General features: G+C 60.2%; 23 protein-coding genes and 1 tRNA gene. 11 read left to right on the plus strand and 13 right to left on the minus strand.

Annotated features, from left to right (window positions below):
• The first annotated feature begins 20 nt into the window (after nt 1–20).
• Nucleotides 21–344: a thioredoxin TrxA gene (gene trxA / locus C8J24_RS15080; protein WP_031393340.1), complete on the plus strand. Its 324-nt coding sequence runs from the start codon at nt 21–23 to the stop codon at nt 342–344.
• A gap of 58 nt (nt 345–402) precedes the next feature.
• On the opposite strand, the gene argJ is transcribed toward trxA, so the two are convergent.
• Entirely contained in the window at nt 403–1,623 is a 1,221-nt protein-coding gene (gene argJ / locus C8J24_RS15085) for a bifunctional glutamate N-acetyltransferase/amino-acid acetyltransferase ArgJ (protein ID WP_107933652.1), read from the minus strand.
• 258 nt (nt 1,624–1,881) lie between these two features.
• On the opposite strand from argJ, the gene C8J24_RS15090 reads away from it, so the two are divergent.
• Together C8J24_RS15090 and secA are read left to right on the plus strand one after the other, a co-directional pair.
• Nucleotides 1,882–2,133, plus strand: a complete 252-nt coding sequence (locus C8J24_RS15090) for a hypothetical protein (RefSeq protein WP_107933654.1) — start codon at nt 1,882–1,884, stop codon at nt 2,131–2,133.
• A 97-nt stretch (nt 2,134–2,230) separates the two neighbouring features.
• On the plus strand, nt 2,231–4,969 hold the full coding sequence (secA, locus tag C8J24_RS15095; RefSeq protein ID WP_107933656.1) for a preprotein translocase subunit SecA: 2,739 nt from the start codon (nt 2,231–2,233) through the stop codon (nt 4,967–4,969).
• 139 nt (nt 4,970–5,108) lie between these two features.
• On the opposite strand, the gene C8J24_RS15100 is transcribed toward secA, so the two are convergent.
• The 3 genes from C8J24_RS15100 to C8J24_RS15110 form a co-directional block, all read right to left on the minus strand.
• Nucleotides 5,109–5,729 (minus strand): CC0125/CC1285 family lipoprotein, encoded by a 621-nt coding sequence (locus C8J24_RS15100; protein WP_183937588.1) that lies wholly within the window; start codon nt 5,727–5,729, stop codon nt 5,109–5,111.
• A 154-nt stretch (nt 5,730–5,883) separates the two neighbouring features.
• Complete coding sequence (locus C8J24_RS15105; protein WP_107933658.1) at nt 5,884–6,300, minus strand: secondary thiamine-phosphate synthase enzyme YjbQ; 417 nt, start codon at nt 6,298–6,300, stop codon at nt 5,884–5,886.
• 48 nt (nt 6,301–6,348) lie between these two features.
• Nucleotides 6,349–6,642, minus strand: a complete 294-nt coding sequence (locus tag C8J24_RS15110) for a hypothetical protein (RefSeq protein ID WP_056675632.1) — start codon at nt 6,640–6,642, stop codon at nt 6,349–6,351.
• Nucleotides 6,643–6,886: 244 nt separating this feature from the next.
• Between C8J24_RS15110 and C8J24_RS15115 the strand changes: the two genes are divergently transcribed.
• Nucleotides 6,887–7,090, plus strand: a complete 204-nt coding sequence (locus C8J24_RS15115) for a hypothetical protein (RefSeq protein WP_031439040.1) — start codon at nt 6,887–6,889, stop codon at nt 7,088–7,090.
• A gap of 17 nt (nt 7,091–7,107) precedes the next feature.
• Here the strand turns inward: C8J24_RS15115 and C8J24_RS15120 are convergent, their stop codons facing one another.
• From C8J24_RS15120 to C8J24_RS15130, 3 genes are all read right to left on the minus strand, one after another.
• Complete coding sequence (locus tag C8J24_RS15120) at nt 7,108–7,434, minus strand: hypothetical protein (protein WP_107933660.1); 327 nt, start codon at nt 7,432–7,434, stop codon at nt 7,108–7,110.
• A gap of 300 nt (nt 7,435–7,734) precedes the next feature.
• Nucleotides 7,735–9,471, minus strand: coding sequence for a flotillin family protein (locus tag C8J24_RS15125; RefSeq protein ID WP_244180761.1), 1,737 nt, complete (start codon nt 9,469–9,471; stop codon nt 7,735–7,737).
• Nucleotides 9,472–9,497: 26 nt separating this feature from the next.
• Nucleotides 9,498–10,115 carry an OB-fold-containig protein gene (locus C8J24_RS15130; RefSeq protein WP_031393350.1) on the minus strand — a complete coding sequence of 206 codons (618 nt, stop codon included), beginning with the start codon at nt 10,113–10,115 and terminating at the stop codon, nt 9,498–9,500.
• 401 nt (nt 10,116–10,516) lie between these two features.
• On the opposite strand from C8J24_RS15130, the gene C8J24_RS15135 reads away from it, so the two are divergent.
• On the plus strand, nt 10,517–11,800 hold the full coding sequence (locus tag C8J24_RS15135; RefSeq protein ID WP_146163710.1) for a DUF4153 domain-containing protein: 1,284 nt from the start codon (nt 10,517–10,519) through the stop codon (nt 11,798–11,800).
• A 121-nt stretch (nt 11,801–11,921) separates the two neighbouring features.
• Here C8J24_RS15135 and C8J24_RS15140 read toward each other — a convergent pair.
• Nucleotides 11,922–11,997, minus strand: a tRNA-Ala gene (locus C8J24_RS15140).
• 281 nt (nt 11,998–12,278) lie between these two features.
• Here C8J24_RS15140 and C8J24_RS15145 point away from each other — a divergent pair.
• A complete protein-coding gene (locus C8J24_RS15145) occupies nt 12,279–13,280 on the plus strand; it encodes an NADP-dependent oxidoreductase (RefSeq protein ID WP_107933665.1) in 1,002 nt (333 codons plus the stop codon).
• A 41-nt stretch (nt 13,281–13,321) separates the two neighbouring features.
• On the opposite strand, the gene ypfJ is transcribed toward C8J24_RS15145, so the two are convergent.
• Nucleotides 13,322–14,254, minus strand: coding sequence for a KPN_02809 family neutral zinc metallopeptidase (gene ypfJ, locus C8J24_RS15150; RefSeq protein WP_107933667.1), 933 nt, complete (start codon nt 14,252–14,254; stop codon nt 13,322–13,324).
• 169 nt (nt 14,255–14,423) lie between these two features.
• Here ypfJ and C8J24_RS15155 point away from each other — a divergent pair, with 169 nt between their 5' ends.
• From C8J24_RS15155 to C8J24_RS15170, 5 genes are all read left to right on the plus strand, one after another.
• Nucleotides 14,424–15,209 carry a 3-hydroxybutyrate dehydrogenase gene (locus C8J24_RS15155; RefSeq protein WP_031393357.1) on the plus strand — a complete coding sequence of 262 codons (786 nt, stop codon included), beginning with the start codon at nt 14,424–14,426 and terminating at the stop codon, nt 15,207–15,209.
• Nucleotides 15,206–15,910: a DUF4893 domain-containing protein gene (locus tag C8J24_RS15160; protein ID WP_107934277.1), complete on the plus strand. Its 705-nt coding sequence runs from the start codon at nt 15,206–15,208 to the stop codon at nt 15,908–15,910. The genes C8J24_RS15155 and C8J24_RS15160 overlap by 4 nt, the downstream gene beginning before the upstream one ends.
• 180 nt (nt 15,911–16,090) lie before the next feature.
• Nucleotides 16,091–17,854 (plus strand): tyrosine-type recombinase/integrase, encoded by a 1,764-nt coding sequence (locus C8J24_RS15165; protein ID WP_338110819.1) that lies wholly within the window; start codon nt 16,091–16,093, stop codon nt 17,852–17,854.
• A 566-nt stretch (nt 17,855–18,420) separates the two neighbouring features.
• Nucleotides 18,421–19,665, plus strand: coding sequence for a hypothetical protein (locus tag C8J24_RS17405; RefSeq protein ID WP_167396782.1), 1,245 nt, complete (start codon nt 18,421–18,423; stop codon nt 19,663–19,665).
• A 1,278-nt stretch (nt 19,666–20,943) separates the two neighbouring features.
• Complete coding sequence (locus C8J24_RS15170) at nt 20,944–21,210, plus strand: hypothetical protein (RefSeq protein ID WP_107933671.1); 267 nt, start codon at nt 20,944–20,946, stop codon at nt 21,208–21,210.
• A 243-nt stretch (nt 21,211–21,453) separates the two neighbouring features.
• Here the strand turns inward: C8J24_RS15170 and C8J24_RS17410 are convergent, their stop codons facing one another.
• From C8J24_RS17410 to C8J24_RS15185, 4 genes are all read right to left on the minus strand, one after another.
• A complete protein-coding gene (locus tag C8J24_RS17410) occupies nt 21,454–23,268 on the minus strand; it encodes an NACHT domain-containing protein (protein WP_167396783.1) in 1,815 nt (604 codons plus the stop codon).
• Between the two features lie 303 nt (nt 23,269–23,571).
• Nucleotides 23,572–24,150 carry a recombinase family protein gene (locus tag C8J24_RS15175; RefSeq protein ID WP_107933673.1) on the minus strand — a complete coding sequence of 193 codons (579 nt, stop codon included), beginning with the start codon at nt 24,148–24,150 and terminating at the stop codon, nt 23,572–23,574.
• 142 nt (nt 24,151–24,292) lie between these two features.
• Nucleotides 24,293–24,619 (minus strand): hypothetical protein, encoded by a 327-nt coding sequence (locus C8J24_RS15180; RefSeq protein ID WP_107933675.1) that lies wholly within the window; start codon nt 24,617–24,619, stop codon nt 24,293–24,295.
• A 9-nt stretch (nt 24,620–24,628) separates the two neighbouring features.
• Complete coding sequence (locus tag C8J24_RS15185) at nt 24,629–25,144, minus strand: hypothetical protein (protein ID WP_107933677.1); 516 nt, start codon at nt 25,142–25,144, stop codon at nt 24,629–24,631.
• Nucleotides 25,145–25,284 lie beyond the last annotated feature (140 nt).

A 25,284-nucleotide genomic window follows, 5' to 3' on the forward strand; every position in this document is an offset into this window, starting at 1 on the left:
ATAACGAAGGAGATATTTCAGTGGCAACCAAGCAGATCACCGATGCGAGCTTCAATGCCGACGTGTTGAACGCCGACGGCCCCGTGCTCGTCGATTTCTGGGCCGAATGGTGCGGGCCGTGCAAGATGATCGGGCCGAGCCTCGAGGAGCTGTCCGAGGAACTGGGCGAGAAGGTGACGATCGCCAAGCTCAACATCGACGAGAACCCCGATGCGCCGGGCCAGTATGGCGTGCGCGGGATCCCGACGATGATCCTGTTCAAGGGCGGCGCCCCGGCAGCAACCAAGGTTGGTGCGGCACCCAAGGGCCAGCTCAAGGCGTGGCTTGAAGGCGAGCTCGCCTAAGACGGTACGTACCACTACCGCCACCTCAGACTTTTTGAGGTGGCGGTTAGAGGTGAGCTCAGCTTCGATAGTCGGCGTTGATCGAGATATATCCGTGCGTCAGGTCGCAGGTCCACACCGTGGCCGCACCGTCGCCCAGCGCGAGATCGACGCCGATCTCGATGTCCTGCCCCTTCAGATGGTCCGCAACGGGCGCCTCGTCATAGCCGCTGAGCGCGAGCCCGCCCTCAGCCACTTGCGTATTGCCGAAGCGGATCGACAATGTGTCGCGGTCGGCTGGCTCTCCCGCCTTGCCGACGGCCATCACGACACGACCCCAATTGGCGTCCTCGCCGGCGACCGCCGTCTTGACCAGAGGCGAGTTGGCGATGCTCATTGCAATCCGGTGTGCGCTACGGTCGCTGTCCGCGCCGGTCACCCGGATCTCGATCAGCTTCTGCGCGCCTTCGCCGTCGCGGACGACCAGCAGGGCAAGCTGATGGCATAGATCGACCAGCGCCGCGCGGAACGCATCCGCCCCGATGCTGTCGTCGTCGCTAAGTGGAGCGTTACCCGCCTTCCCCGTTGCGAATGCGAGCACCGTGTCGCTGGTCGAGGTGTCGCTGTCGACGGTGATGCACGAGAAGCTCGGAGCATTGGCCTTGGACAGTGCGGCCTGGAGAAACGCCGGCTCGACCGCGGCATCGGTAAAGATGAAGCCGAGCATCGTCGCCATGTCCGGTGCGATCATCCCCGAGCCCTTGATGATGCCGACCAAAGTGACGGTCCGATCGCCGATCACCGCGGTCGTCACCGCACCCTTGGTAAAGGTATCGGTGGTCATGATCGTCGCGGCGGCGTCCTCCCAGCCGCACGGTGCGGCCGCGAACGCGGCGTCGAGCCCGGCTTCGGCCTTGTCGATCGGCAACGGTACGCCGATCACGCCAGTCGAGGCGACGAACACGTCCGAAGGCTGACAGCCAAGATGCGCTGCCGTGCGTGCGGCGATCGCCTCCACCGCTGCACGGCCACGCGCACCGGTAAAGGCGTTCGAATTGCCCGCGTTGACGACCAGCGCGCGCGCCTGCCCGAGCGTCAGCGCCGCGCGGCACCACTCGACCTCGGGCGACGGACATTTGCTCTGCGTAAGGACGCCCGCAACGACCGTCCCCGGATCGAGCGTCACGAACGTCAGGTCGCACCGGTCCCAGGCCTTGTAGCCGGCACGCGCGACATGCGGCACGACCCCGTCGATCAAAGGGGCGGCGGGGAAGGGCAAGGCGAGCGGCGAGATCTGCATCCGGCCTTCATAGTCGCTGCGGTCCGGCCCGCAAGATCGCGGGTCGCGTCTGACAGACGCCCGTCGACCGGTGTCCCGTGCGGTTGGGGGCTATCGCATGACATCTGCGCGCGTCGACGGTCGACGAGCGTCCGTCAGGATCGTCGTTCCTACGCACCACGCCGTCCCCTTACGGATCGAGCGTCCGCGCGTTCGCCGGGTGCTTCCGTCCGACGAATGGTAGATTTTCCACGCAAGCTCGCATACAGCCGGTCCCGCATGAACCTGCTGCTTCTCCTTTCTGCCCTCCTGTCCGCGCTGACCGGCGCGGTGCCCGGTGTGCGTGGGCAGTCCGCGCAGGCGGTGGCGCAGGGCAGCGTTTGCGCGCAGTCCGCTGCGGTGGCGGTGGTGAAGGTCGCGGTACGACCGGTCGCCGCGCTCGCCTCGCTCGACGACGTTGCCACCTCGGCGACGCTGCCCGTCGTCGCGATCATCACGGCCCCTATCTGGATGGACCGTCGGCGCGAATAGCGCCGCGCGCCTGATCTCCCGGCCTGCGGGCCACTCCTCCTCTTTGCGCGTGCGTGCCTCCGCGTGCCGTCGCGCCCTATAATCAGGAAATCAGCCCATGTTCGGTGGCTTTGCCAAATCGCTGTTCGGGTCGTCCAACGACCGCTACGTCAAGTCGCTCAATCCGATCCTAGCGAAGATCGCCTCGTTCGAGCCTTCGCTCGTTGCGATGTCGGACGAGGAATTGTCCGGGCAGACCGCGAAGTTCCGTGCCCGACTCGCTAACGGCGAGAAGCTCGACGACTTGCTTCCAGAGGCATTTGCCACGGTGCGCGAGGCGGCCAAGCGCGTGCTTGGCCAGCGGCATTACGACGTGCAGATGGTGGGCGGCATCGTCCTTCACCGCGGCGAGATCGCCGAGATGCGTACCGGCGAGGGCAAGACGCTCGTCGCGACGCTCGCGACCTATCTGAACGCGCTGCCGGGCGACGGCGTCCACGTCGTCACGGTCAACGACTATCTCGCCGCGCGCGATGCTGAGTGGATGGGGCAGGTCTATACCTTCCTCGGCATGACGATCGGCGTGATCGTGCCGAACCTGTCGGACGAGGAGCGTCGCGCCGCCTATGCCGCCGACATCACCTACGGCACGAACAACGAGTTCGGCTTCGACTATCTGCGCGACAACATGAAGTACGAGCGCAGTTCGATGGTGCAGCGCCGCTTCAACTTCGCGGTGGTCGACGAGGTCGATTCGGTCCTGATCGACGAAGCGCGTACGCCGCTGATCATCTCGGGGCCGACCGACGACAAGTCCGAGCTGTATATCCAGGTCGATGCGGTCGTGAAGCAGCTCGTCCCCGGTGACTATGACAAGGACGAGAAGCAGAAGACGATCATCCTCACCGAGGACGGCACCGAGAAGGTCGAGCGGATGCTTGAGGCCGCGGGGCTGCTCGAAGGCGCCAACCTGTACGATTTCGAGAACACGCAGGTCGTCCACCACCTCAACCAAGCGCTGCGCGCGATCGTGATGTTCAAGTCGGACATCGACTACATCGTCAAGGACGGCAAGGTCATCATCATCGACGAGTTCACCGGTCGCATGATGGACGGCCGGCGCTGGTCGGACGGCTTGCACCAGGCGGTCGAGGCCAAGGAAGGCGTCCAGATCGAGCCCGAGAACCAGACGATGGCCTCGATCACGTTCCAGAACTATTTCCGCATGTACCCGAAGATCGGCGGCATGACCGGTACGGCTGCGACCGAGGCGGCCGAGTTCTACGACATCTACAAGATCAACGTCGTCAGCATCCCTACCAACGTCACGGTCAAGCGCGTCGACGAGGAAGACGAGTTCTACAAGGACACCAAGGACAAGTTCGCGGCCATCGCCAAGAAGATCAAGCATCACGCCGATCTCGGTCAGCCGGTGCTCGTCGGCACGGTATCGATCGAGAAGTCCGAGCTGCTCAGCGAGTTCCTCGTCGGCGAGGCGGTCGAGCACAAGGTGCTGAACGCGCGCTTCCACGAGATGGAGGCGCACATCGTCGCGCAGGCCGGGCGCAAGTCCGCGGTGACGATCGCGACCAACATGGCGGGCCGCGGTACCGACATCAAACTCGGCGGCAATCTCGAATTCCGCATGCTCGACGAGCATCCCGATCTGGTCGAGGGCACGCCCGAATATGCCGCCGAGGCGGCGCGGATCGAGACCGAGATCGAGGCCGAGAAGCAGGCAGTGCTCGCTGCGGGCGGCCTGTTCGTGCTCGGTACCGAGCGCCACGAGAGCCGGCGCATCGACAACCAGCTGCGCGGGCGCTCGGGTCGTCAGGGCGATCCCGGCTTGTCGCGCTTCTATCTGAGCCTCGACGACGATCTGCTGCGGATCTTCGGGCCGGACACGCTGTTCGCCAAGATGATGCGCAACAATATCGAGGACGGCGAGGCGATCGGGAGCAAGTGGCTGTCGAAGGCGATCGAGACCGCGCAGAAGAAGGTCGAGGCTCGTAACTACGACATCCGCAAGCAGGTCGTCGAATATGACGACGTGATGAACGAGCAGCGCAAGGTCATCTACGAACAGCGTGCGGACATCATGGATGCCGATACCGTCGGCGACGTGGTGACGGACATGCGTGCGGAGACGGTCAACGTCATCGTTGGCGAAGCCTGCCCGCCCAATTCCTATCCGGAACAGTGGGACATTGCGGGGATGAAGACGCGGCTTGCCGAGGTGCTCAACCTCGAGCCGCAGATCGAGGCGTGGCTGCTCGAAGAGGCGATCGATCCCGAGATCGTCGAGGAACGCATCCGTGCAATGGCGGACGAGGCGATCGCGACGAAATCCGCAGACCTCGACACCGAGACGTGGACGTCGGTCGAGAAGTCGATTCTGCTGCAGAATCTCGACCATCACTGGAAGGAGCATCTGGCGACGCTCGACGCGCTGCGCCAGGTCGTCCATCTGCGCGCCTATGCGCAGAAGACGCCGATCAACGAGTATAAGCAGGAAGCGTTCTCGCTATTCCAGCGGATGCTCGAGACGATCCGCGAGGACGTGACCAAGACGATCGCGCACGCGCAGTTCCAGATCCAGGCGCCGGTCGGCCTGCCCGAGCTGCCCGATTTCATCACGACGCATTTTGACCCGTTCACCGGCGAGAACGATAGCCTCGACCAGGCACGTGGCATGTCGGGGCACATCACGTCGCAGCTCCCGCCGATGCAGATCCCGCAGCCCCAGGCCGCGGATATCGGCGAGGATCCGGCGAATTGGGAAGGCGTGGTCAGCCGTAACGCGCCATGCCCATGCGGGTCGGGGCGCAAATACAAACAGTGTCACGGCGCGGTCTGAACGCTGCTTTGACGGGCCGGCCGTTTAGCGGCTGCGCCAGGGTGGCAGCATGGCAGGCAATAAAAAGCCGGGCCGTCCCACATGGACGGTCCGGCTTTTGCTTGTACGCTTGGTTGCGGCGGTGCGGCCGCGACGCTGCTTACTTTGGCAGGATGACGCTCGGCCCGATATTGTCGACGACTTGCTTTGCATTGAACGCACGGATGTTGTCGCGCGGGATCGGCCCCTTGCGCATCACGATCTCGGCCGTCGCTTCGTAGCGGTCGATCGTGCGGACGTCGAAGTCGTTGCCCCATGGGCCACCGAACCCGCCGCCGCCAAAGCCACCGAAGCCGCCACCGATATAGGGATCCCAGCTCCGCCAGCCGAAGCCGCGGCCGCGATAGCGCCACGACGGACCCCAATAGCCACCAAAGCCGCCATAACCGAACCCGCCGCCGATCCCCGGGGTCGAATAGGTGCGCGACTGAAGATTGGTATCGCGGTCCGCCATCAGGAAATAATCATATCCCTGCTGGAGCGTGAGTTCCGCCGCGCGGAAGAAGAGGTAGCGTTCGACGGTGTCGCGCGACGTGACGCTGTTGCCCGCGAAGCTGACGAGGAAGCGGTTATCTTCGATCCGGCGATCGCTATAGCCGGTGCGGTTGAACCCCTGGCCAGTGGCCGGGCGGTAGGTGGTTTCGGTCGCACAACCCGCGACCAGCAACGTGCTCGTGGCGAGAGCTGCCAGCAGGACCTTGCGACCAGGCATGATGAACATGATTGTCGTCTCCGTTCGCGGCGAATGCGGCGAAACGCCTTACATTAGCCTTCAGTGGTGGAACGGTTGATGAACGGGATTGGTCCACGGGTCCATGACGGTGATTGAATAAACCACCTCGGCGCCGTCATAGGCCGTCGTCCGCGACGCAGGATCAGTCTCCGATCAGATGAAGCGCCAGCGAGCGACCATGGGGACGACGGCGATGCTCGAACAAGTAGATTCCCTGCCACGTGCCGAGCGCGAGCGTGGCGTCGATCACTGGGATCGACAATTGTACCTGCGTGAGAGCGGCGCGCAGATGCGCCGGCATGTCGTCGGGCCCTTCGTCATCGTGCAGATACGAACTCGATTCCGGCGCTATGCGCTCGAAATAAGCCTCGATATCCGTTCGGACCTCGGGCGCAGCGTTTTCCTGGATGAGCAGCGATGCGGAGGTATGGCGACATAACACCGTCAATAACCCGGACTGCATCGCCTGCGCATCGACCCAGCGCCGGATCGGGGCGGTAATGTCGACCAGCCCCTGCCGGCGGGTATCGATCGTGATCTGGGTCGTGGACTGCCGCATCGCTGCGCTCCTATGTGACTGCCTAGCCGGTCAGGTCCGTGACGATGCTCAACGCCTGTCGTCACGGCCTTGGTCGCCGTCGGCATCCGCCGGGACGTCGCGACCCAAATTGATCTCGTCATAGAGTTTGAGAAGATCGCTGACCTCCGCGATGACGGTTTCCTGCTCGGCGCGCCAGCGTGCCGTCGCGTCGTGCGTCGGCGTGCCGCACTTGCCATCGTGAAGCGTGAAACCTTGATCGATCAACCAGATGGTATCCGCCGCACGGGCCCGCTGCCGCCGCAGATGGAATACCCATTGTTCGATGACGCCGGAAGGAACGAGTCTGTCGATTTCACCCATGGTCGGCGCCTACCCGACCTGCGTCGTGATTGTACAGCAGACGTTGCCGATGGTCCCGAATGCCGGAATCTCGACCCGGGAAACGGGTCTTGTGGAAGGCTGGAAAGTTCCGCCGGTTTTCGCCAAAACGCCTCGATTCAGCACGCTTTCGGGAACCGCTCACGACCAAGCGTGTTGAAAAGGTGGTAAAAAGCGTGTGTATTTTGGCTGCCATCCTGTCACCGGAACCCGATCAATGCCTGTTATGTCCCACCGACCCGAGCGCGACCAGCCCTCGTTTCACCGCGTCGATCAGTCTCCGCCACGCCTGTCGGACCGCTATGGTGCGGACAGGCTTGACGCCCTTTACCGGCGTGCCGCAGCCGATCGTGACCGGTTTCGCCAGCAGCAGTTGATCGCGATGCAGCCAAGCCTGCTCGAACGACTGCTCGGCAAGTTTCGCCGCTAAGAGGGGTCGACTGATAGCTACGCGTCGACCGGGAAGGTCGTCGCATGGCGCAGTCCCTGAATTTCCGCCCAAGTGATGGGCCGGTCACGACCGACGCATTCGATGATCAATGAGTCGGCATCTTCGGCGGACAGTTCGTCCGCGGCTTTTATCATGTCTTCCAGCGAGCCTGTAGCGAGCTGCTCATCCGCGACCGGCACCGCATCCTCGCCGTTGACAGGGCTTTCGGCAGCCGCGCGTCGGAGCAGTTTTGCCGGCATTTTCCACATTGTCTTGAACACGTTTACGCTCCAGCCCCCTGGCACGACCGCGATGCCGCAGGTTGCGCCAATGGTCCAGACCATCGCCGCATGCCTGCGCCGATCGCAGCATCTCACGCGACGAATCGCACGATCCGTCCGATACGGTTGGGTTTGGCGTTGTCGTTGCGAACTGGGGTCGAACAGCACGTCTTGAACGGCACCCGCGGTAGAGCCCGAGGCCGATGCGGCAATGTTGCCAATGGGCCGTCGATCGCGCGCATGGGGCGCAGGGCAGGGGCGGACCCGGTCCTTACACTCAGGGCGTCTCTAGCGAAGATCTGCGCTCCGTCTTCTTCGAAGCGCAGATCGATTTTCAAGGGCTGGGCCTTCGAGTGCCTCCGATCAGGCCGGCGGGTTGCCCGTCCCACCATTAAGTGAAGCGGAATGTTTGTGGGCATCGTTGGAGGAGGCTCGGGCAGGCGCCGCATCCGCGCTGCTCCCGGCGAGCATGCCGTTCAACGAACTGCCGGTCATGCCGAGTTCCGCCATCAGGCCATCGATGAGCGGGCCGCCGACGCGGTAGCGCATAGCGGCTGCGACCGCAGCGTCGGCAAGGTTGCCTTGGCCGCCCCCGGAGGCGCCATCGCTGCCACTGTCACCGTGCAGGCCCCGGGCGTCCAGGATGCTGATCTTGTCGATGTTCTCCATCGGCTTGCTCGCCGCAGCGATAATCGCGGGCAACGCTTCTAGCATCGCGCGGCGGATCAGCAGTGCGGTTTGCGAGTCACTCAGCAAGTTGGTCGCCTCGTTCAGCGACGCCTGACCTGCCGCGTCGACCTTGAAGGCCGCCTCGCGGCCTTCCGCGCGCGCCTTCTCTGCATCTGCTTCGGCGGTTGCTTCAGTACGCAGGGCGCTCGCACGAGCTTCCGCGGCTTCCTTTTCGGCGGTCGCAGCGACGGTGATGCCGACGGCCTCTTCCTGCGCGCGCTGGGTGGCGGCAATCACGGCGACATTCTTGTTTCGGTTGGCGATCTCGGTCGCCTTGGCAGTAGCGACGCTTTCCTCGGCTCGGACGGCCAGCGCGCGCGCTTCGTTGGCTGCCGCGGTGGCGGTCGATTCCTCTTCCGACTTCTGGGCGGTCTGCACCGCTGTTGTGATGCGTGCGATCTCGATCGTCCTGTCGCGCTCGATCGTCGCGGTCTGGATCGCGCCGTCACGCGCAATCGTGGCGGTCTGGATCACCTTGTCGGCTTCGGTCTGCGCGACGGTCTGCGCCTGGCCCGCGGTGATGCGGGCGATCTCGGCGAGGCGGGTCTGCTCGGCCTCGGCGGTGGCAATCGCGGTGGCCTGTTCCGCACGGCGCGCGGACAGCGTCTGCTCCTGTGTCAGGCGCGCCTGTTCGGCGGCCTGCGCGATCTCGAGCGACTGGTTGTTGGCGTCGAGGTTGCGCTGCTCGATCTCGACGCGATTGGTCGCGACGATGTCGTTGCGGATCTTCTTGCGCTCCTCGATCGTCCGCGTGAGCACGGTCAGCCCTTCGGCATCGAACGCGTTGTTCTCGTTGAAATGCTCGAACGCGGTCTGGTCGAAATGCGTGATGCTGACCGATTCGAGCTGAAAGCCGTTCATGTCCAGATCGGTCATCAGCGCCTCCTGCACCTTCTGGATGAAGTCGGCGCGGTTGGCGTGGAGGTGCTCCATCGTCATCGTCGCCGCGACCGAACGCAGCGCGGACACGAGCTTGCCGTCGAGCAGCGACTTCACCGCATCAGGGCTGTTGACCGAATCACCGAGCGTCTGCGCGGCCGCAGCGATCGACTCCGCGTCGGGCTTCACCTTGATGTGGAACAGCCCGACGACATCGACGCGCAGCTTGTCGAGCGTGATCAGCGCATCCTTGTTGAGGCGCGAGACCTCCAGCTTCACCGTCGTCAGCCGGACCTGCATCAGCTCATGGAGCACCGGGATTACCATGATGCCGCCGTTGAGCACGACCTTCTCGCCGCCGAAACCCGTGCGGATCAGCGCAACGTCCTTGGTTGCGCGGCGATAGAGCCGGGTCAGGATGATGCCGATCACCACCAGCGCGAACAGCACGATGCCGGCGTAGATCAGGACGTTCAGAAGCTGTGCGGGCATGAAACCCTCCCCGGTTATGATTGTGGTCAGATCGACTGCAGGAGCGCGTTGGCGTCGGGCAGCGCGTAGAAGAGTTTGCCGTCGCGGCGGACGATCAGGGCGGTCTCGCCGGTGGCGATCACGTCGGCGTCGTCGTGCGGCTCGACCATGATGAAGTGCGCCTGACCATGCTGATCGACGATCTTTGCACGGGCCGGCGATCCCCGGCGGGCGGTGCCTTCGAGGATGGTGCCGCGGCGGCGGAGGAAGTCGTCAGTGGAGATTACACTGGTTTCGAAGCCGGGCATGATCCGGGCAAGCCCGTTGGCGGCCAGAGTGTTGAGCAGGCTGCCAGCGGCCAGCGCACCACCCGAGGCGAGACCCCAGTGCAGTGGGCCGCCGGTCAACGCGGTCGCGCCCTGCTGAATGGCTATCCCGGTGAGCGTGAAGCAGCCGAGCAACGAGGTCAGCCAGATCAGGATCGGCAGTTCGTGACCGAGGCCGAGCCAATCAAGCACGCCGCTATCGGTTTCGGCATAAACGTCCGCGTCGAGATCGAGATGGCCGAGCCCGAGGCCGATCGCCTCGATCAGCCCGATCCCGACCATTATGACGAACGCGATCGCGAACGGCGCGTACGCGGGCGTCAGGAAGATCGCGAACATAAGCCGTGGCAATGTTGGGGGCTCTGCTTGTGCATCGGCGAACTGGTAACGGACAGACGACAACGCTTCGTTACGAAACGCCGGCCGATCCGGATTTTGAACTCCATGTGTCGATGCTCCCCGAAGGGAGGCTAGCCCTGCGCCAAGACATTCGCAACGCGCGCTGAGTACACCGCCCGGGTTTGGATTCATCATCTGCACGGGATCTGCACGACAAGCGAACGGATCGTACGCGGACCTCGCGATCTGACGCTCACGGGACCGCTGCAAAGCACAACCTCGACAATCGGGGAGCGCGAAGATGAGTCGTCATGGAAGACTGATGGCCAAGATCGGCGCTGCCTTTCCTGGCGGAGATACTGATCGACGACGGCAATGGCGCGGTGGTTGGTGGGTTCGCTTTGGCCTGGATTACCGCCCTGTTCCTGACGCGACGGGGGATCTGGAAAGACGGATCGGCGCGACTGGCGTTGGTTTCCGGCGCCGGATTGGCGGTGGTACTCGTCGACGATCCAAGCTTCCTCGGCTGGGTTCTGTTCTGGACGGCTGTCTCGCTTGCCGCACTCCTGCCGCGGCAGCGGTTCGACGATGCGCTCGCCTGGGCGCGCAGGCTCGGATGGTACGCGATGTCCGCCGCTATTGCGCCGTTCAAGGATGCGGCGCAGCTGTCGATGGTCCACCAGCGTCGAGGACTGCCCTCCAGCGGCTTCCGCGCTATCGGGGCCGTCGCCGCGTCGCCTCTAGTAGGCGGCGCGACGTTCCTTGGGCTGTTCGCGAGCGCCAACCCGCCAATCGGTCGGGCGTTTTCGCAAATCGTGCTGCCGGATCCGTGGGCGACAACGTGGCGCACGCTGTTCGGCCTGTGCGTGTTGATGACCGTCTGGGCAAGCCTGAGGCCAAGTCCTCACACGACGGGGCCATCGCGTTTTGGCGATCACTCGATTGGTACGGTGTTCGATCCGGCGGTGGCGCAGCTGACCCTCTTACTCGTGACGTTCAATATGGTCATCGCGGTTGAGAATGGGCTCGACATTTTGTTCCTGTCGAGCGGCGCGGGAATGCCCTCGGGCGTGACGATGGCGGACTATGCGCACCGTGGCACGTATTCGTTGAGCGTAACGGCAGCGCTCGCCGGCGTATTCGTGCTGTTGGCATTACGTCCGGGCAGTACAGCCGCGTCGCGTCCGCTGGTGCGGCGGCTGGTGACGGTCTGGCTCGTCCAGAACCTGCTGCTGGTCGCGTCGAGTGCATTGCGAACGCTCGATTATGTCGACGCCTACGGGATGACGGTGCTTCGACTGTCGGCACTCGCATGGATGGGGCTTGTGGCCACGGGCCTGGCGCTGATCGGCTGGCAATTGCTTTTCAATAGGTCGGCAGCGTGGCTGATCAACGCCAATGCGCTGGCGGCTGTGACTGTGTTGGTGACGGCGAGCGTCGTGGATCTTGGCGCGGTCGCGGCGACTTGGAATGTCCGCACAGCGCTCAAAATGGGTAAGGCGGGGCCGCCGCGCGACCTTTGCTATATGGGGCTGCTGGGGCCATCGTCGCTCGCCTCGCTGGCGAAGCTGGAGCAGCATGCACGCGAGCCGCAGCTGCGCGATCGTCTGACGTATCTGCGGTGGGAACGTCAGACCGAAACGGCAGATGCGGAGGCCGATTGGCGTCTGTGGACCCCGCTGTGACGGGCTGATCCTGCCGCCGCCCAGGATAGAGATTCTATCAGCGCCGCCGTCCGCTCCGACGCCGAACACGCCCTCACTTGCCGCTTTGTCGAAGACGGTAACAGTATTGAATAGGTCGCGCTGGTGGAGCCGAGGGGAATCGAACCCCTGACCTCTGCAGTGCGATTGCAGCGCTCTCCCATCTGAGCTACGGCCCCGCGCGGTCCGGCGACGCCGGATCTTGCGATATTAGCGATGGCGCCGCCGGCTTGCAATCCACCGCCGCGCTCTCCCCCTCATGTTTTGGACACGGGACATTCATCGCGAACGCCGCTCGCACGGGCGCACCCGGCAACGGCCGGCGGAACTTCGATCAGGGCGCGGGCGATTGACGGGTAGGCTCGCTGTAGACGGGCACGTCATGTGTGCTCTGCCGCTTGGCGGGGGATCCGTTCTGCGCCATACCCGAGTCATGAAACCTCAACGACAGGAGTCAAGAATGTCCCGTGCATGGAGCCTGAAGACGCGTCCACAAGGCATGCCAAAGCATACCGACTTTGAGATGATCGACGTTTCACAGTCCGAACTGGCCGACGGCGAAGTGCGCATCGCCAACCGCTGGCTCTCGGTCGATCCCTATATGCGCGGTCGCATGAACGACGTGAAAAGCTACACCCCGCCGTTCGAGCTGGGCAAGCCGATGCAGGGCGGTGCGATCGGCGAAGTCGTGGAAAGCCGGGCCGAGGGTCTCAAGGCGGGTGATCTCGTCCAGCATATGGCGGGGTGGCGCGACGAAGCGACGCTGCCGGCAAACCAGGTCCAGAAGCTGCCGGATCTGGCGGTCGATCCACAGGCATTTCTGGGGCAGCTCGGCATGCCGGGCATGACCGCCTATTTCGGTTTGCTCGAGGTTGCCGCTGCCAAGTCCGGCGATACCGTCTTCGTTTCGGCCGCGGCGGGCGCGGTGGGCTCGACCGTCGTTCAGGTCGCCAAGGCCAAGGGCATGACGGTGATCGGCTCGGCAGGCGGCGCGGACAAATGCGCCTGCGTCAAGTCGCTCGGCGCTGATGCCGTGATCGACTACAAGTCCGGTACGCCGGTCGTGAAAGCTCTAGGCGAAGCTGTGGCCGCGCTCGGGTCGGGCGGCATTGACGTGTATTTTGATAATGTCGGCGGCGAACATCTCGATGCGGCATTGGCGCACGCCAAGCTGCACGCCCGGTTCGCGATCTGTGGCATGATCGACGTCTACAACAGCGGCGCGGCGACTGAACTGCGCTATCTCGCAAGGCTGATCGGTAACCGTATCCAGATCCGCGGCTTCATCGTCAGCGATTTCATGGATCGGGCTGCGGAGTTCTATACGGACATGGGCGCCCTGCTGAAGGCGGGCACGTTGCAGCGGCAGGAAACCGTGCATGATGGCCTCGACGCAATGCCCGACGCGTTTCTCGGACTGTTTTCGGGTGGAAATACCGGCAAGATGCTCGTCAAGCTCTGAGCATTTAGCCCCCTCCCGGTAGTGCGGGAGGGGGCATTCATTCAGATCGCGCCGGAGAAGGTGTCGCACACCTTCGGGTCCCCGCTGTCTAGACCACGGCGAAGCCAGGTCTGACGCTGCGCCGAGGTGCCGTGCGTGAAGCTGTCCGGCACGACCCGGCCCTGAGCCTGCTTCTGAAGCGTGTCGTCGCCGATCGCCTGCGCAGCGGTCATGCCCTCCTCGATGTCACCGGGTTCGAGACGATCGCGATTGGCGGCCGCCCAGACACCGGCGAAACAGTCCGCCTGGAGCTCCAGACGAACCGACAGCGCATTACCCTCGCTCGAACCAGCGCGCTGCTGCGCGCGTGAAACCTGGCTCGACGTGCCGACCAGATTCTGGATGTGGTGACCGAATTCATGCGCGATGACGTAATCCTGCGCAAAGTCACCGCGTGCGCCGAACCGGTTGGCCAACTCATCGAAGAAGCTGGTGTCGAGAAAGATTCCGTTGTCGGTCGGGCAGTAGAAGGGCCCCATCGCCGCTTGTGCCGCGCCGCAGCCTGAACGGCCATTCTCGTCGAAGAAGCTGAGCTTGGGCGCCTGGAATTGCTCGCCGTTCTTCGCGAAGATCGCGGCCCAGGTCTTCTGCGCCGAGCTGAAGGCGTTGCACGCGGCGCGTCGCTCGGGGTTCAGCGTGCAGATCGACTGCGCGTCGGTGCCGGAACCCTGTTCGCCGCCGCGACCGGCCCCACCTTGCGTTATCTGCCCGGAGGGTGCGCTGGGCGACGAGCCGCCACCCAGCATGCCACCGATATTGCCGAGGCCGCCGAACAGCGCCATCACGATCAACACGACGACGATGCCGCCGCACCCGAAACGGCTGCCGATCAGCGGCAGAAGGCCGAACAGAAGGCCGCCGCCTCCGCCGCCCGAACCGCCGCCGCGGCCCTGATCCTCGACGTTGATGTTAGGGTCGAAATCATCGAGCCGCATGGTCTTAAGACTTTCATTCTGGAGTGGTAACGAAATGCATGGGACGATGCGGAGTTGCATCCGATTGGCTTGCCGGGTCTAATCGTATTCTGCCGACCTTTGGAAGGCATGACAAAGCGTTGTACGGCGAGCGGGGCGTTCCGGCCGCGTCAAGATGGGGGACGAGACAATGTTTCTGGCGGGCAGGACGGCGGTCATCACCGGATCCACATCGGGGATCGGTCTTGCCTATGCGCGAGCCTTTGCGGGGGAGGGGGCCTGCGTCGTTCTCAACGGCTTTGGCGACGCCGCGACGATCGAGGCGGAGCGTGTGGCGCTGAGCACGATCAGCGGCGCGACCGCGCTTTACGATGCCGCTGACATGACCCGCCCCGACGAGATTGCCGCACTGGTCGAGCGCGCGGTCGCGGAAACGGGGAATTGCGATATCGTCGTCAACAATGCGGGCATCCAGCATGTCGCGGGAATTGCGGATTTTCCCGTCGCGACCTTCGATAGGATCATCGCGATCAACATGGCGTCGGCCTGGCACATGATGCGGGCGGCGATTCCGCATATGCGGCGCCGAGGCTGGGGCCGGATCATCTCGACCGCGTCGGCGCATTCGCTGGTCGCTAGCCCGAACAAGTCGGCCTATGTCATGGCAAAGCATGCCATCGCCGGACTGACCAAGACGATCGCACTCGAAACCGCGACCGACAACATCACGGTCAACTGCATCTCGCCCGGCTATGTCTGGACGCCGCTGGTCGAGGATCAGATTCCGGATACGATGGCGGCGCGGGGGATGACACGCGAGCAGGTCGTGAACGACATTCTGCTCGCCGCGCAACCGACCAAGGCCTTCGTCACGCCGGAGCAGGTCGCAGCGCTCGCACTCTTCCTGTGCCGCGACGAGGCTAGCGCGATGACCGGCGCAAATCTGTCGATGGACGGCGGTTGGACGGCAGCATGACAGGTGTCGGCGGTGCCCGTGTCGACGCGCGACGCGCGATCGGGGCGTTGGCGACATGCGTCTTGCTCGTCGCCTGCGGGGGCGGAAAACGGATCGCCAGCGCGCCGCCCCCCGAAGTCGAGCGAACCGATCCCACCGGACGAGGGGCGGGATGGCGCACGGCAGCAACGGTTGCCGACCGCGCAAGGCTGCGCGACTGGCGCGATGCGTGGATGGATGCGCTTGCGCAGATCCCGCAGCGTGAAATTGCCGCGGATCCTCAATTGTTCGATCCGGACCGGGCACTCCCCGATCCGTTGCCACCGATCGGCACCTATCGGTGTCGCACGATCAAGCTCGGGGCGCCGGGAGCGGGCGCGTCACGCTTCATTGCCTATGGCTGGTTCTCGTGCCGCATCGAACAGCCTGCACGCACGGGGGGAGACGGGGAACTGACGTTCAAGCGGCTGGGGGGATCGCAACGTCCGTCCGGGACGCTATACCGCGAATCGCGGGCAGATGCGGCTCCGCGACCGCGTGCGATCTTCCTCGGCAGCATGGCGTTGGGCGACGAACAGCGTCCGATGCGCTACGGCACCGACCCAAATCGCGACCTGGCGGGTGTGATGGAGCGCATCGGTGACCGGCGCTGGCGGCTGATACTGCCGCATCCACGCTTCGAATCTCTACTCGACATCGTCGAGATCGTACCGATGGAGTAGACCCGGCATCTCCGTATCGCTGCGACACTGCGCAACATGGTCGGGGAGACAGGATCGGAAGAGCTAACGTAGCAGTCCGTCATTTCCCCTAAGTAGCATCAGGACTAACGGTTTTCCGCCGATCGATGGTGTGCCATGCCACGCGCATATGCTACGCAACCCTATCCACCGGGGCTTCGAATGAGCCTCTCCTGCTATCTCTGCAAACGCGATAACTCGCAGCACTGGCAGCTTCGAATGATGGTTCCGAAAGCGCTGCGCCCAGCAATCGGGCGTAGGGAGTTCACGCGGTCGTTAGGGGTAACCGACAAGAAACAGGCGGAAGCGCTTGCGTACCCAATCCTTGGCCAATGGAAGGCTACCATCGCTGCCGCATCGACGCCTTCGGTTGCGGCAACGCTACCGGAATCTTCGACCTCCTACGTACCCTCATCGCGAGAGCTAGAAGAGGTCGCCGTAACCGTGGGCTATGAGGAAGCAGGGCGTAGGGTAAGCGACCTAATTCGGTCCAAAGCCCGCGTCAGCGAAGATGCGTATCGGGCCTTAGCGCCAGAGTTCCAACGGAGGCATACAAATGCCCTTCGGTGCTTCCACGCGGAAGACCACACTTATTGGGAAGCCGTCGCCCGGCGAGCGGCTAGCAGCCGTGGTTGGTGTCTGCCGGATGACAGCCTTGAATTCCGTAGCTTTGTCGAAAGCCTAGCCAAATGCGGCATCGAGCTTTTCGCTAGCGCACAAGCCAAAGTAGAAGGCAGGGCGGACGACTTTCGTCCGTCCGCATACGTGCGCAATGCTATCGAGCGTCGTGGGGAACGGCTACCGAAAGGGGAGGGGTTGCTCGAAATGTTTGACAAGTATCGGACGCAACGCCTGTCAGAGGGACGGAAAAAGGCGGACACTCTTAACCAAGATCGTAAGGTGATCGAGCTTCTGTCCGACTATGTTGGAGAAAATCGCTCGATTGATTCGCTAAAGAAGTCGGAATTGAGAGAGTGGCGGAACGCAGTAGCCGCGCTCCCATCGGCCTATAAGAAGCGCGCCGCTTATGAAGGTCTATCTATCCAACAGGCGGTCGAGAAAGCGCACCAGACGAACGAACGTGGAATTAGCCTCATCACAGTTAATAAGTACCTGTCTGCCGTCTCTGCCCTCTACATTTGGGCGTTGCGCGAGGGGTACGTTAACGAGAACCCCTGTACCGGGTTGTTCTACGATGCCGACAAGAGGAAAAATTCTCGTCCGCCGTTCAGCGCTGACCAGCTTAATACGATCCTACGATCGCCGTTGTTCGTCGGCTTCGTTGGTCCCAAGGAAGAACATAAAGTTGGACAATGCAGAGCAGACGATTGGCGTTATTGGTTGCCTCTTATCTGCCTTTTCACTGGCGCACGGATTGGAGAGGTCGCCCAAATCCGATTGTCGGACGTAAGATTTGAAGATGGCGAATGGTACTTCCTGATCGCCAATGACGATGAAGCAGGACTTTCGACTAAGAACAAGCAATCCCGGATAGCCCCGATGCATTCGTTGCTACGGAGTATTGGGTTCTTAGAATTTGTCGATCGCCAGAAGCGCGGTGCCAATCCGCAAAAGGACAATCCTCTATTTCCCGATTTGGTCCGTAATGATCGGGGGCAAGCAGGATTGCCGTCGCGGTTCTGGCGAGACTACTTAAAACGGATTGGGATTAAGAATGGTCCTGATGGATTTGGGAGTCATTCGTTCCGGCACGGCTTGGCCGATCAACTTCGGCAATCGGGGTGCTTTGATAACGAGGTTGCGGTTGCGATCGGTCATAAACAAACGTCTGTAACAAGCGGCTACGGCCGAACCAGACAAGGCTCGGCTATGAAGCTCAACCAAATGATTGAAAGTGCTAAGTTTCAAGGCGTCGATTTCAGTGGCCTCATTGCGAATGCGCGCGTCTTCGAAGGAGATAGCTGAAAGTATCGGCGACGCGGACTTGGCGTAAGGTCATAGAATGGGGAGGTGGGATTTGGTCACAAGACCCGTCTCAAAGATATTCTGTGAAGATTATCGTTCTTATCCCGCATCCGTGACTAAGAAGCCGACCTAACTAACAGATGAAAGACTGCTGACAAGAGGCAAGCATAATCATTCCAAATGATTTTGTTAAGTCCGGTTGATTATAGCTGCATATTAACCCGATAATCAACTAATTAGCTAAACATAACATATAGTTATCTAAAGTTATGAAAGCGTAAGCTTGTAACTAAGATTTATTACTAGCTGTTGCTTACCGCAAATTTCCTGTCATCTGGCTTGGCTCCGGCGGCATTCCGCCGCCCTTTGGAGTCAATATGCAAACCGCCACTACCGAAGCTCTTGCGCCGCCCTCTCTTGTAGCCCCCGCTAGTCGTAGTTCGCCCGACCGGGACGCACATGCTTCCCGCCTGGCCTTGACCGTTCAAGATGCCAAGCTAGCAACACTGCCCTCCGTAACGATGAGCCTTACCGGTAGCCCGAAAACGGACCTAGCCAAGGATGCAGTGGAACTGCTCGCGGCAGATATCATCGTGCTTAAGGGCAACAGACTTGGCCCCTCTTCGCATTACCTCGTTGCTGCCGGGGCCGTTGTCGCGGACCTTCTAAATGCCAGCCGTTACAGCCCGCCGCGCCCATGCTATCGCCGCCTTGCCGCCGCCTCGTTCACCAAGGGGCCGGTGGGCTACGAACCGTGCCGTCGCGTACTCACCGATTTAGCTCGTCACGGAATGATTACCATCTATTCTGGCACCGCTGCCTTTGCGAACGCACCGGGTTATGTGACCCGGATCGTACCAACCGCACTCTTTATCGAGCGTTTCACCAAAGCCGGGATTGCTCCGGGTGATCGACTGTTTCACTTCTCCTATGCGGAGAATGCCGCCAGCGTTGCGCTGATACAGAAAAGGGCCGGAAACCGACGCACCCTTACTTGGAAGAAGATAAAGGGACGGCCGATACCGGTAGATATCGATGATCCTAAGGTGGCCGCCCTTGCCGAACCGATCCTCGCTATCAACACCTTTATGGCCGCACAAAGGCTATCGCTGGCCGATGGATGGGAACTAACACCGGGCTACGACGGCGTACAGCCAGTACTGCCCGACGACGTCCGTTTCTTCCGGTGCTTCAATTGCGGCGACGACCCTGCTTTTGACTGGAACATGGGCGGGCGATTGTCGGTGGTGGGCGGCGGCTATCAATCATTGAAGAAGCAATACCGACCATTCATCCTCATCAACGACGAGCCTACCGTCGAGATCGACGTTTCAGCGTGCCACCTGACGATTGCACACGGTCTGCTAGGATTGCCACTGCCCGCACGGGAAGAGCTATATCAGGCCGGGTCCATAGACCGGGAAGTCGTAAAGCTGTTTGTTAATTCAACGCTTGGTGGGGGAAAGACGCCGAAGCAATGGACAGGGGAGCATTGCAAGCGATTTGATGCCGGAGATACTACACGACTAAGACGGCAATATCCCCTCTCGATGGTCACCGATGAAATCGTAGCGTCCATACCGTCGGTTAAGACGATCATGGATAGCGATCTTAAATGGTATACATACCAGTGGAAAGAGGGGGAGATAGCAACAGAGGCAACTTACCTACTGTCACAGAAAGGTATATGCGCCCTTCCTAATCATGATTCTATAAGAGTTCCAATACAGTTTGGAGACATAGCTAAAGATTTATTCTCTAGCATCTTCCACGAGCATGTAGGGATATATCCCTATTTGAAATCAAAATAAAACACACCCACCCCCCAACCTCTTCCATACGAGTAGGGGTTAGGGGGTTGAGGGTGAGAGCGTGCGTTGTAAGCAATTATGAGACACGATCGCTGCGGACGCGTAGGGCAGCCAACGATGATTAGGCGTTAAATGCCCCTACGAGCGCCATTAGAAGACAATGTGCGCAGAAGGGCTTCTCGGATGCCTCCATAGATTAAAGGCGCGCTGTAACGCCCCTTAAAGAAGACCTATCGGCCTTTCAACGACGCCCAGTCTTCACCAGAGCCATCGCCGCCACCCCACAGATCAGCACCGCGAACATTAGCCCGCCACCGGCAGACCAGATCGCGGCATCTAGACCGCCGATGTAGCCGTCCACAGCAAGCTCGATAAGGGGTAGAATGACGAGTGATAGGCATCCTATTGCGATCATTCGGATTACCTGCGCTCTTCCGGCCTGCCCGGTTGCACTCCCCTTAACGTAAGCGCGTCAGCCGCCCGCGTTTCGTGTCATTCGCCCCGTACTAAAACCGGCAAGCCATGCCCTGCAAAGCTCTAAGCGATCATCAAAGAAGGGACAGTCAAGACGCGTCCCATCGGGGTCGGCTCCCGTCTTTAAGCCCTCGCCGTAAATAGGGGCGATCAGATCATCCGTGTCGCTCATATGCACACACCACCAGTGGCCCGTTTTCAGGACGAGACCATATGCCGACGGACAGGGCGTGTCGATGGACGGACAGAGCCAAACAATCGGCAGCACCCTCATTAGAGCCCCAAAAACACACCAGCCGACGCCAGAAGACGTATGAGAGCTATATTGGTAGGCTGACGAGCAACAAGCGCTGTACGGGGCTTAAAATGGCATTGGCGAAATAGTGCTGACTGATCCGTTTAAAAACTAAACCGCAGGTGTGAGGATGCCGGAAAAATGTGGGCAAAAATGTGATTGGACCGGTGTGGCAGGGTCATCGTATTCCTAGGACTTCGGAGTCAGTGAGCGCCGCCAGCATTTGCTCCGCCCTCTTTTGGCAAGCGGCGGATGCCCTTCACCAGCAGGTGAAGCTCCTTACCCGCCTCCTATGCCACCGTCCGCGTCCCTTTCGGTGTGGAACAGGCTCTAGAGCGATCTACGGAGCGCTGTACAGGCGTCCTTGCGTCGTTCCACTACATATTGACGTTAGGCTTCGCAGCGCGCCCTACAGGCGTCCTAGCCCCCTCTATGGGGTTGGGCGGGACGGCTTCACTTTATCGTCCTTGGACGGGTCGAACTGGCAGCAGCGATCCGTAAGAGGCAGCATGACCGACCGCGACCCAAACCTCGTCACGTCCAGATTGTCCCGCCTCTTTACGCAAGATGGCATCACGGTGGACCTCGTGATCTACAAATTAGAGGGTGGCGCAGATCGGACGTTGGAAGTGGTCAACGACAAAGGGACGTCAACGGTATGGAATGATCCGTTCGCGTTTAACGACGCTGCAAACGCGACCTTTCTGCAAGCCGTAGCTGACGATGGGATCACCACCTTTCTAAATCTGGCTGTCGTCATCCCGTTTCGGCGGTAACGAGTTTGCGGCGTCGGCTTGCTTAGCGCCGTCGCGCTTTGACCAATGCTGCTGCTGTTATTGAACACACGGCTACAGCGATGACGAACCCTGCCGATGCGGTTCCCACCGCAAAGTTTTTTTTCGCCGGCGTAGTACCTAATGGCGAGCCCAACAGGGTAGGAGCAGTGACAGGCATCTAACAGTGGTCGTTAGCCACGATAATGCTAAGCCTCCGAACTGTGGCGAGCATCGAACCAGAAGCTAATGCTTGTCGATCCACCAAACCTGGACCGACGTTTGCGAACCGTATTTGTGGCTTTGGGCCTGTCCAGTTTCATAGCAGGTTATTGTTCGACGGGTTGCCGACACAAGTCGCTCCTTATCAACGATCTTAGTAATACCTCCGGTTTCACGCGCCTTGCCTAAGCTTACTAGAAGATGCCTCTTTTCTCCGGGCGTATCAGATATTGGAAAGAACACTCCATCATTTAGCAGGTCGCTTTTACCGATTGCGTTCAGACCTTCTACCAAACTAATAAATTCGTCATACGACGGAAATCGATAAGCATCAGAACGAGCATTTATCTGCTGTGCACTTGTCAACGTCATCATCATGCCACCGCTGCCAGCTTGCACTACGGATTGCGTATGCCACTTAAGAAAAAATTCGTGATCGTTAACAGTGATGCTATCACCGCTCTTATCCAGCGAAATGTTGGATGTCCGCCATTGCGGAATCGCCAACCTCGAAGAGCCAGATTCATTAAGTCGGCGGGTCGCAGACAGTTTGAAGTTCGGCAACCCCTGCCGGGGCGGCATCGCCCAATAGTCGGACAACGGCAGTATGGAAGTTCGTGCTTTCGACGAAGTAAGCAACGACCGAGCTTTAGCCAAATCCTCTTCGCCGTGACGATAATACCCCCAGCTAATAAATAGTTGCTTCATAAATCCTGTCCATGGGTGTGAAAGCGCGCGCTCGTCGCCTTCTACCGCAGACTGAACAACTAAAAACTCCAAGATAGACAAATGTGCAAATTTAAACAGACCATTACTGTCTCTATTTAGCAAGGAACGCGTCTGTAGGTGATTCCAGTCAGGATCGTTGTTAATTAACTGGTTAGCAATGCTCTGCAATTCGCCCTTGGTGATCCTCTGCGCACGATGCCCGCTTCTTGCAAAGGATTGCACTGCTATTTCTCGTGACACCGCAAGAAGCTTTTCTTCTGGAATCCAATTGCGTTCGCGGTGGGCCCAGCCCGATACCATGAATTCGTATAGCTGATATAGTTCTCGAAGATCATCTTTGCCACGGGCAATTTCAGGTAGTCGCTCTAATAGCATCGGTCTTGATGCCAATTCAGGAATGTCAGCAATCAACTTGAATGCCCGACTCCGCTGACCAAACCTATGAACTGCCCAAGCTGGAAAGTGGCGATTAATATATCTTTTAACTTGCTTGTTATCGAAAGGAGAAAGGTAGAAACGCTTTAGATTAGCGTTCTGATTTTGACCTATCCCTCTCGGCGATATTCTGCGAATAGGAGTTTCAACGGGGATGCTGTGATCATCCGCAAAGAATTGCGATCGGCACGTGATGACAACAGACTGGAAATCGACCGCTAGTTCCAATATCGAGTCTAGCCGGCCACGACCGTTTTGTATTGCTATCGCATCCTCATCTAAAGCATCTAAAAGCAATATGCATGTGCTTTTACTTTTTATGCGCGAAATATGACGATCACATTCGGGATGAGTCAAACTTATCAGTGCAACGTCTTGAGAAGGGTGCGCCTTTAATAAATGACTGCGATAAGAGATGCAGAAACTTGTCTTCCCCATGCCCGAGTCCGCAAGCAAGATTATGTAATTGCGCGAGCTGGAGTCTAAAACTGCACGATCCATGTAATTAAACACAGGCTCTCGAATATCAGACAGATATGCTTCGTCATCAGAATTTGTCGGGTCAGTCGGAGAACAGCTAGGTTGAATGTAGCCGTTTATCGTGTTTGCTAGCTCCGCGCGGGTAAACTGGCTAACGAACTTGCCAGCAGCAGCTTCTTCAAGAAGCTTGTCCAATCTCTTTTTCGTGTTGAAGGACCTTCGCTTGGCCGCAAGCCCATACCCAGCCCCAGTGGCGCTCAATGCTGCCCCTCCAACTTTGATTCCTAGCAGTAAGCTAATCATGGAACACCGCCCCCTTAGCGGCATTCGTTAACAGCCGCCATTTCCTATCCGCATTGAGTAGGGCGATGCTATGGTGCGGCACTCAAACACCTTCAACCTCAAAATGGTCAGGTGGGGTAAACGACGGCATGCATCCAAATGGATCAACGTACGGCATTCTTGCCCTGACGTGGTGCCATCCGCCAGCATCCTTAGTCACTTCGGTGAGCAGTAGCGTTTGACGGTGGCAGTTGAGATGCCAAATTCGGTTGCCGTTCGCGCGATGCTTGCTGCATTACCTTTTCGCCATGCTATGACCTGCTCGCGATCACAAACGACTGGACGACCAAGGCTGATCTTGCCCCGGTGGGTCTTGCCCGTTAGCGCCAGCGCCGCCTTCGCAGCAGCACGTCCAGCATCGCACCGTTCCCTGATCCGCTGCCGTTCCATTTCCGCGACCTGCGCCAAAACCGCGACGATCAGTTCACCTACACCTTTGGCAATCGGGCCGAGACCGCGAACGTCCACCGTCACGCCTTTGTCGATCAAGCGACGGATGGTCGTCTGAATATCGAGTGCATCGCGGCCAAGACGATCAATAGCGTAGATGCAGACGGTATCACCTTCACGGACATACCCTATTAAGGCTGCAAAGCCCGGGCGGTCAGCCGCTAATACAGCACCCGATACGCCTTCGTCCGCAAACTCTTTATCAAAGCTGCCGCCTAAAGCCTGACGCTGTGATCCGATGCTCTGATCCGAAGTCGAACAACGAAAGTATGCAATGCGGGACATAGAGGCTCCGAGTCGCTCAAAAGATATCCTATATTTACGCGCTAGGCGCATATATGTGGAGTCATATCTTATGAGCTTAGGATGCAGTCCGCCATGCGGATGGCTCATGAGTTACAACTTGTGAGCGATAGCTGATTGAGGATTAACGCCCCGCTGGCACGACTCCCGGCGGGCAAGTCAGCTTACCGACCAGCTTACCGTCCAACCAGAAATCGTCGGTGATCTCGCATTTGGTTGCCTCGGCAACTGCACGCCGCATCCGATCGCGAAGGCCAAAGCTGGGGGCAGGGCCAACCATTCCGCCGACGATCACCTTCACGCTACCGTCTGCGTACAGGTTCACTTGAAAGCCCTTGCCATCAACCTTCACGGCATAGGAACTCGTCTTCTTAGCTCCCGCCGATGCAGGTCCACCGCATGCCAGCGCCAACACACCGGCGGCGACGATCGTTATTCCCATAAATCTCATTGGTTGCCCCTAGAGCGCCGGGAACGTTTCGACGGTCGTGCCGCCGACGCCCGCATAGGTTGTCGAAATAGCCACCTTATTGCCCGTAATTTCAAAGGTTAGAACGTCGTCGTCAGGCCGCATTCGCCAGACTCCAGGGCCATCACCGGGGAAGGCATCGACGGTACGCCAGAGGATACGATTGCCCTCTACCCGGCAATCATTCGTCCACTGCTTACCATCATCGGGGCGGTTATATCGAACCCGCACAATGTCACCGGTTTTGCTGACAACCTTCATGATGGAGGCGCTGCGCCCGAACGATGAGGCGATAGCCGCTTTGCAGACCGACACCAGCACAGGTGAGGGCAGTGGTGCTTTGGCAACGATAGGCGCTTCAACCTCTTCGCCGGGCATATCGAGATTTGTGTACAGCGCCTCGTTTAGGGCCGCGTCCCTAACCTCTGTGTCGCTAGATTGACCTGTTCCGCCGCACCCCGAAAGGGCGATAGCAAACAGGATTGTCGGAATGCTGCGTTCGAGCATGAACCCCCTTTCGTTGGAGGCATGACCCGGCGAGAAGCCGGGCGTTCGTAACCAAGCACAAGGGCAAGGCGCATGCGCCTTTACCGGCGAACCGGCTGGACATGCGCGCATGCCACCCGGCCAAGAAATTTGACCGGACC

It is taken from the genome of Sphingomonas aerolata, from assembly GCF_003046295.1.
GTDB classification, from domain to species: domain Bacteria; phylum Pseudomonadota; class Alphaproteobacteria; order Sphingomonadales; family Sphingomonadaceae; genus Sphingomonas; species Sphingomonas aerolata.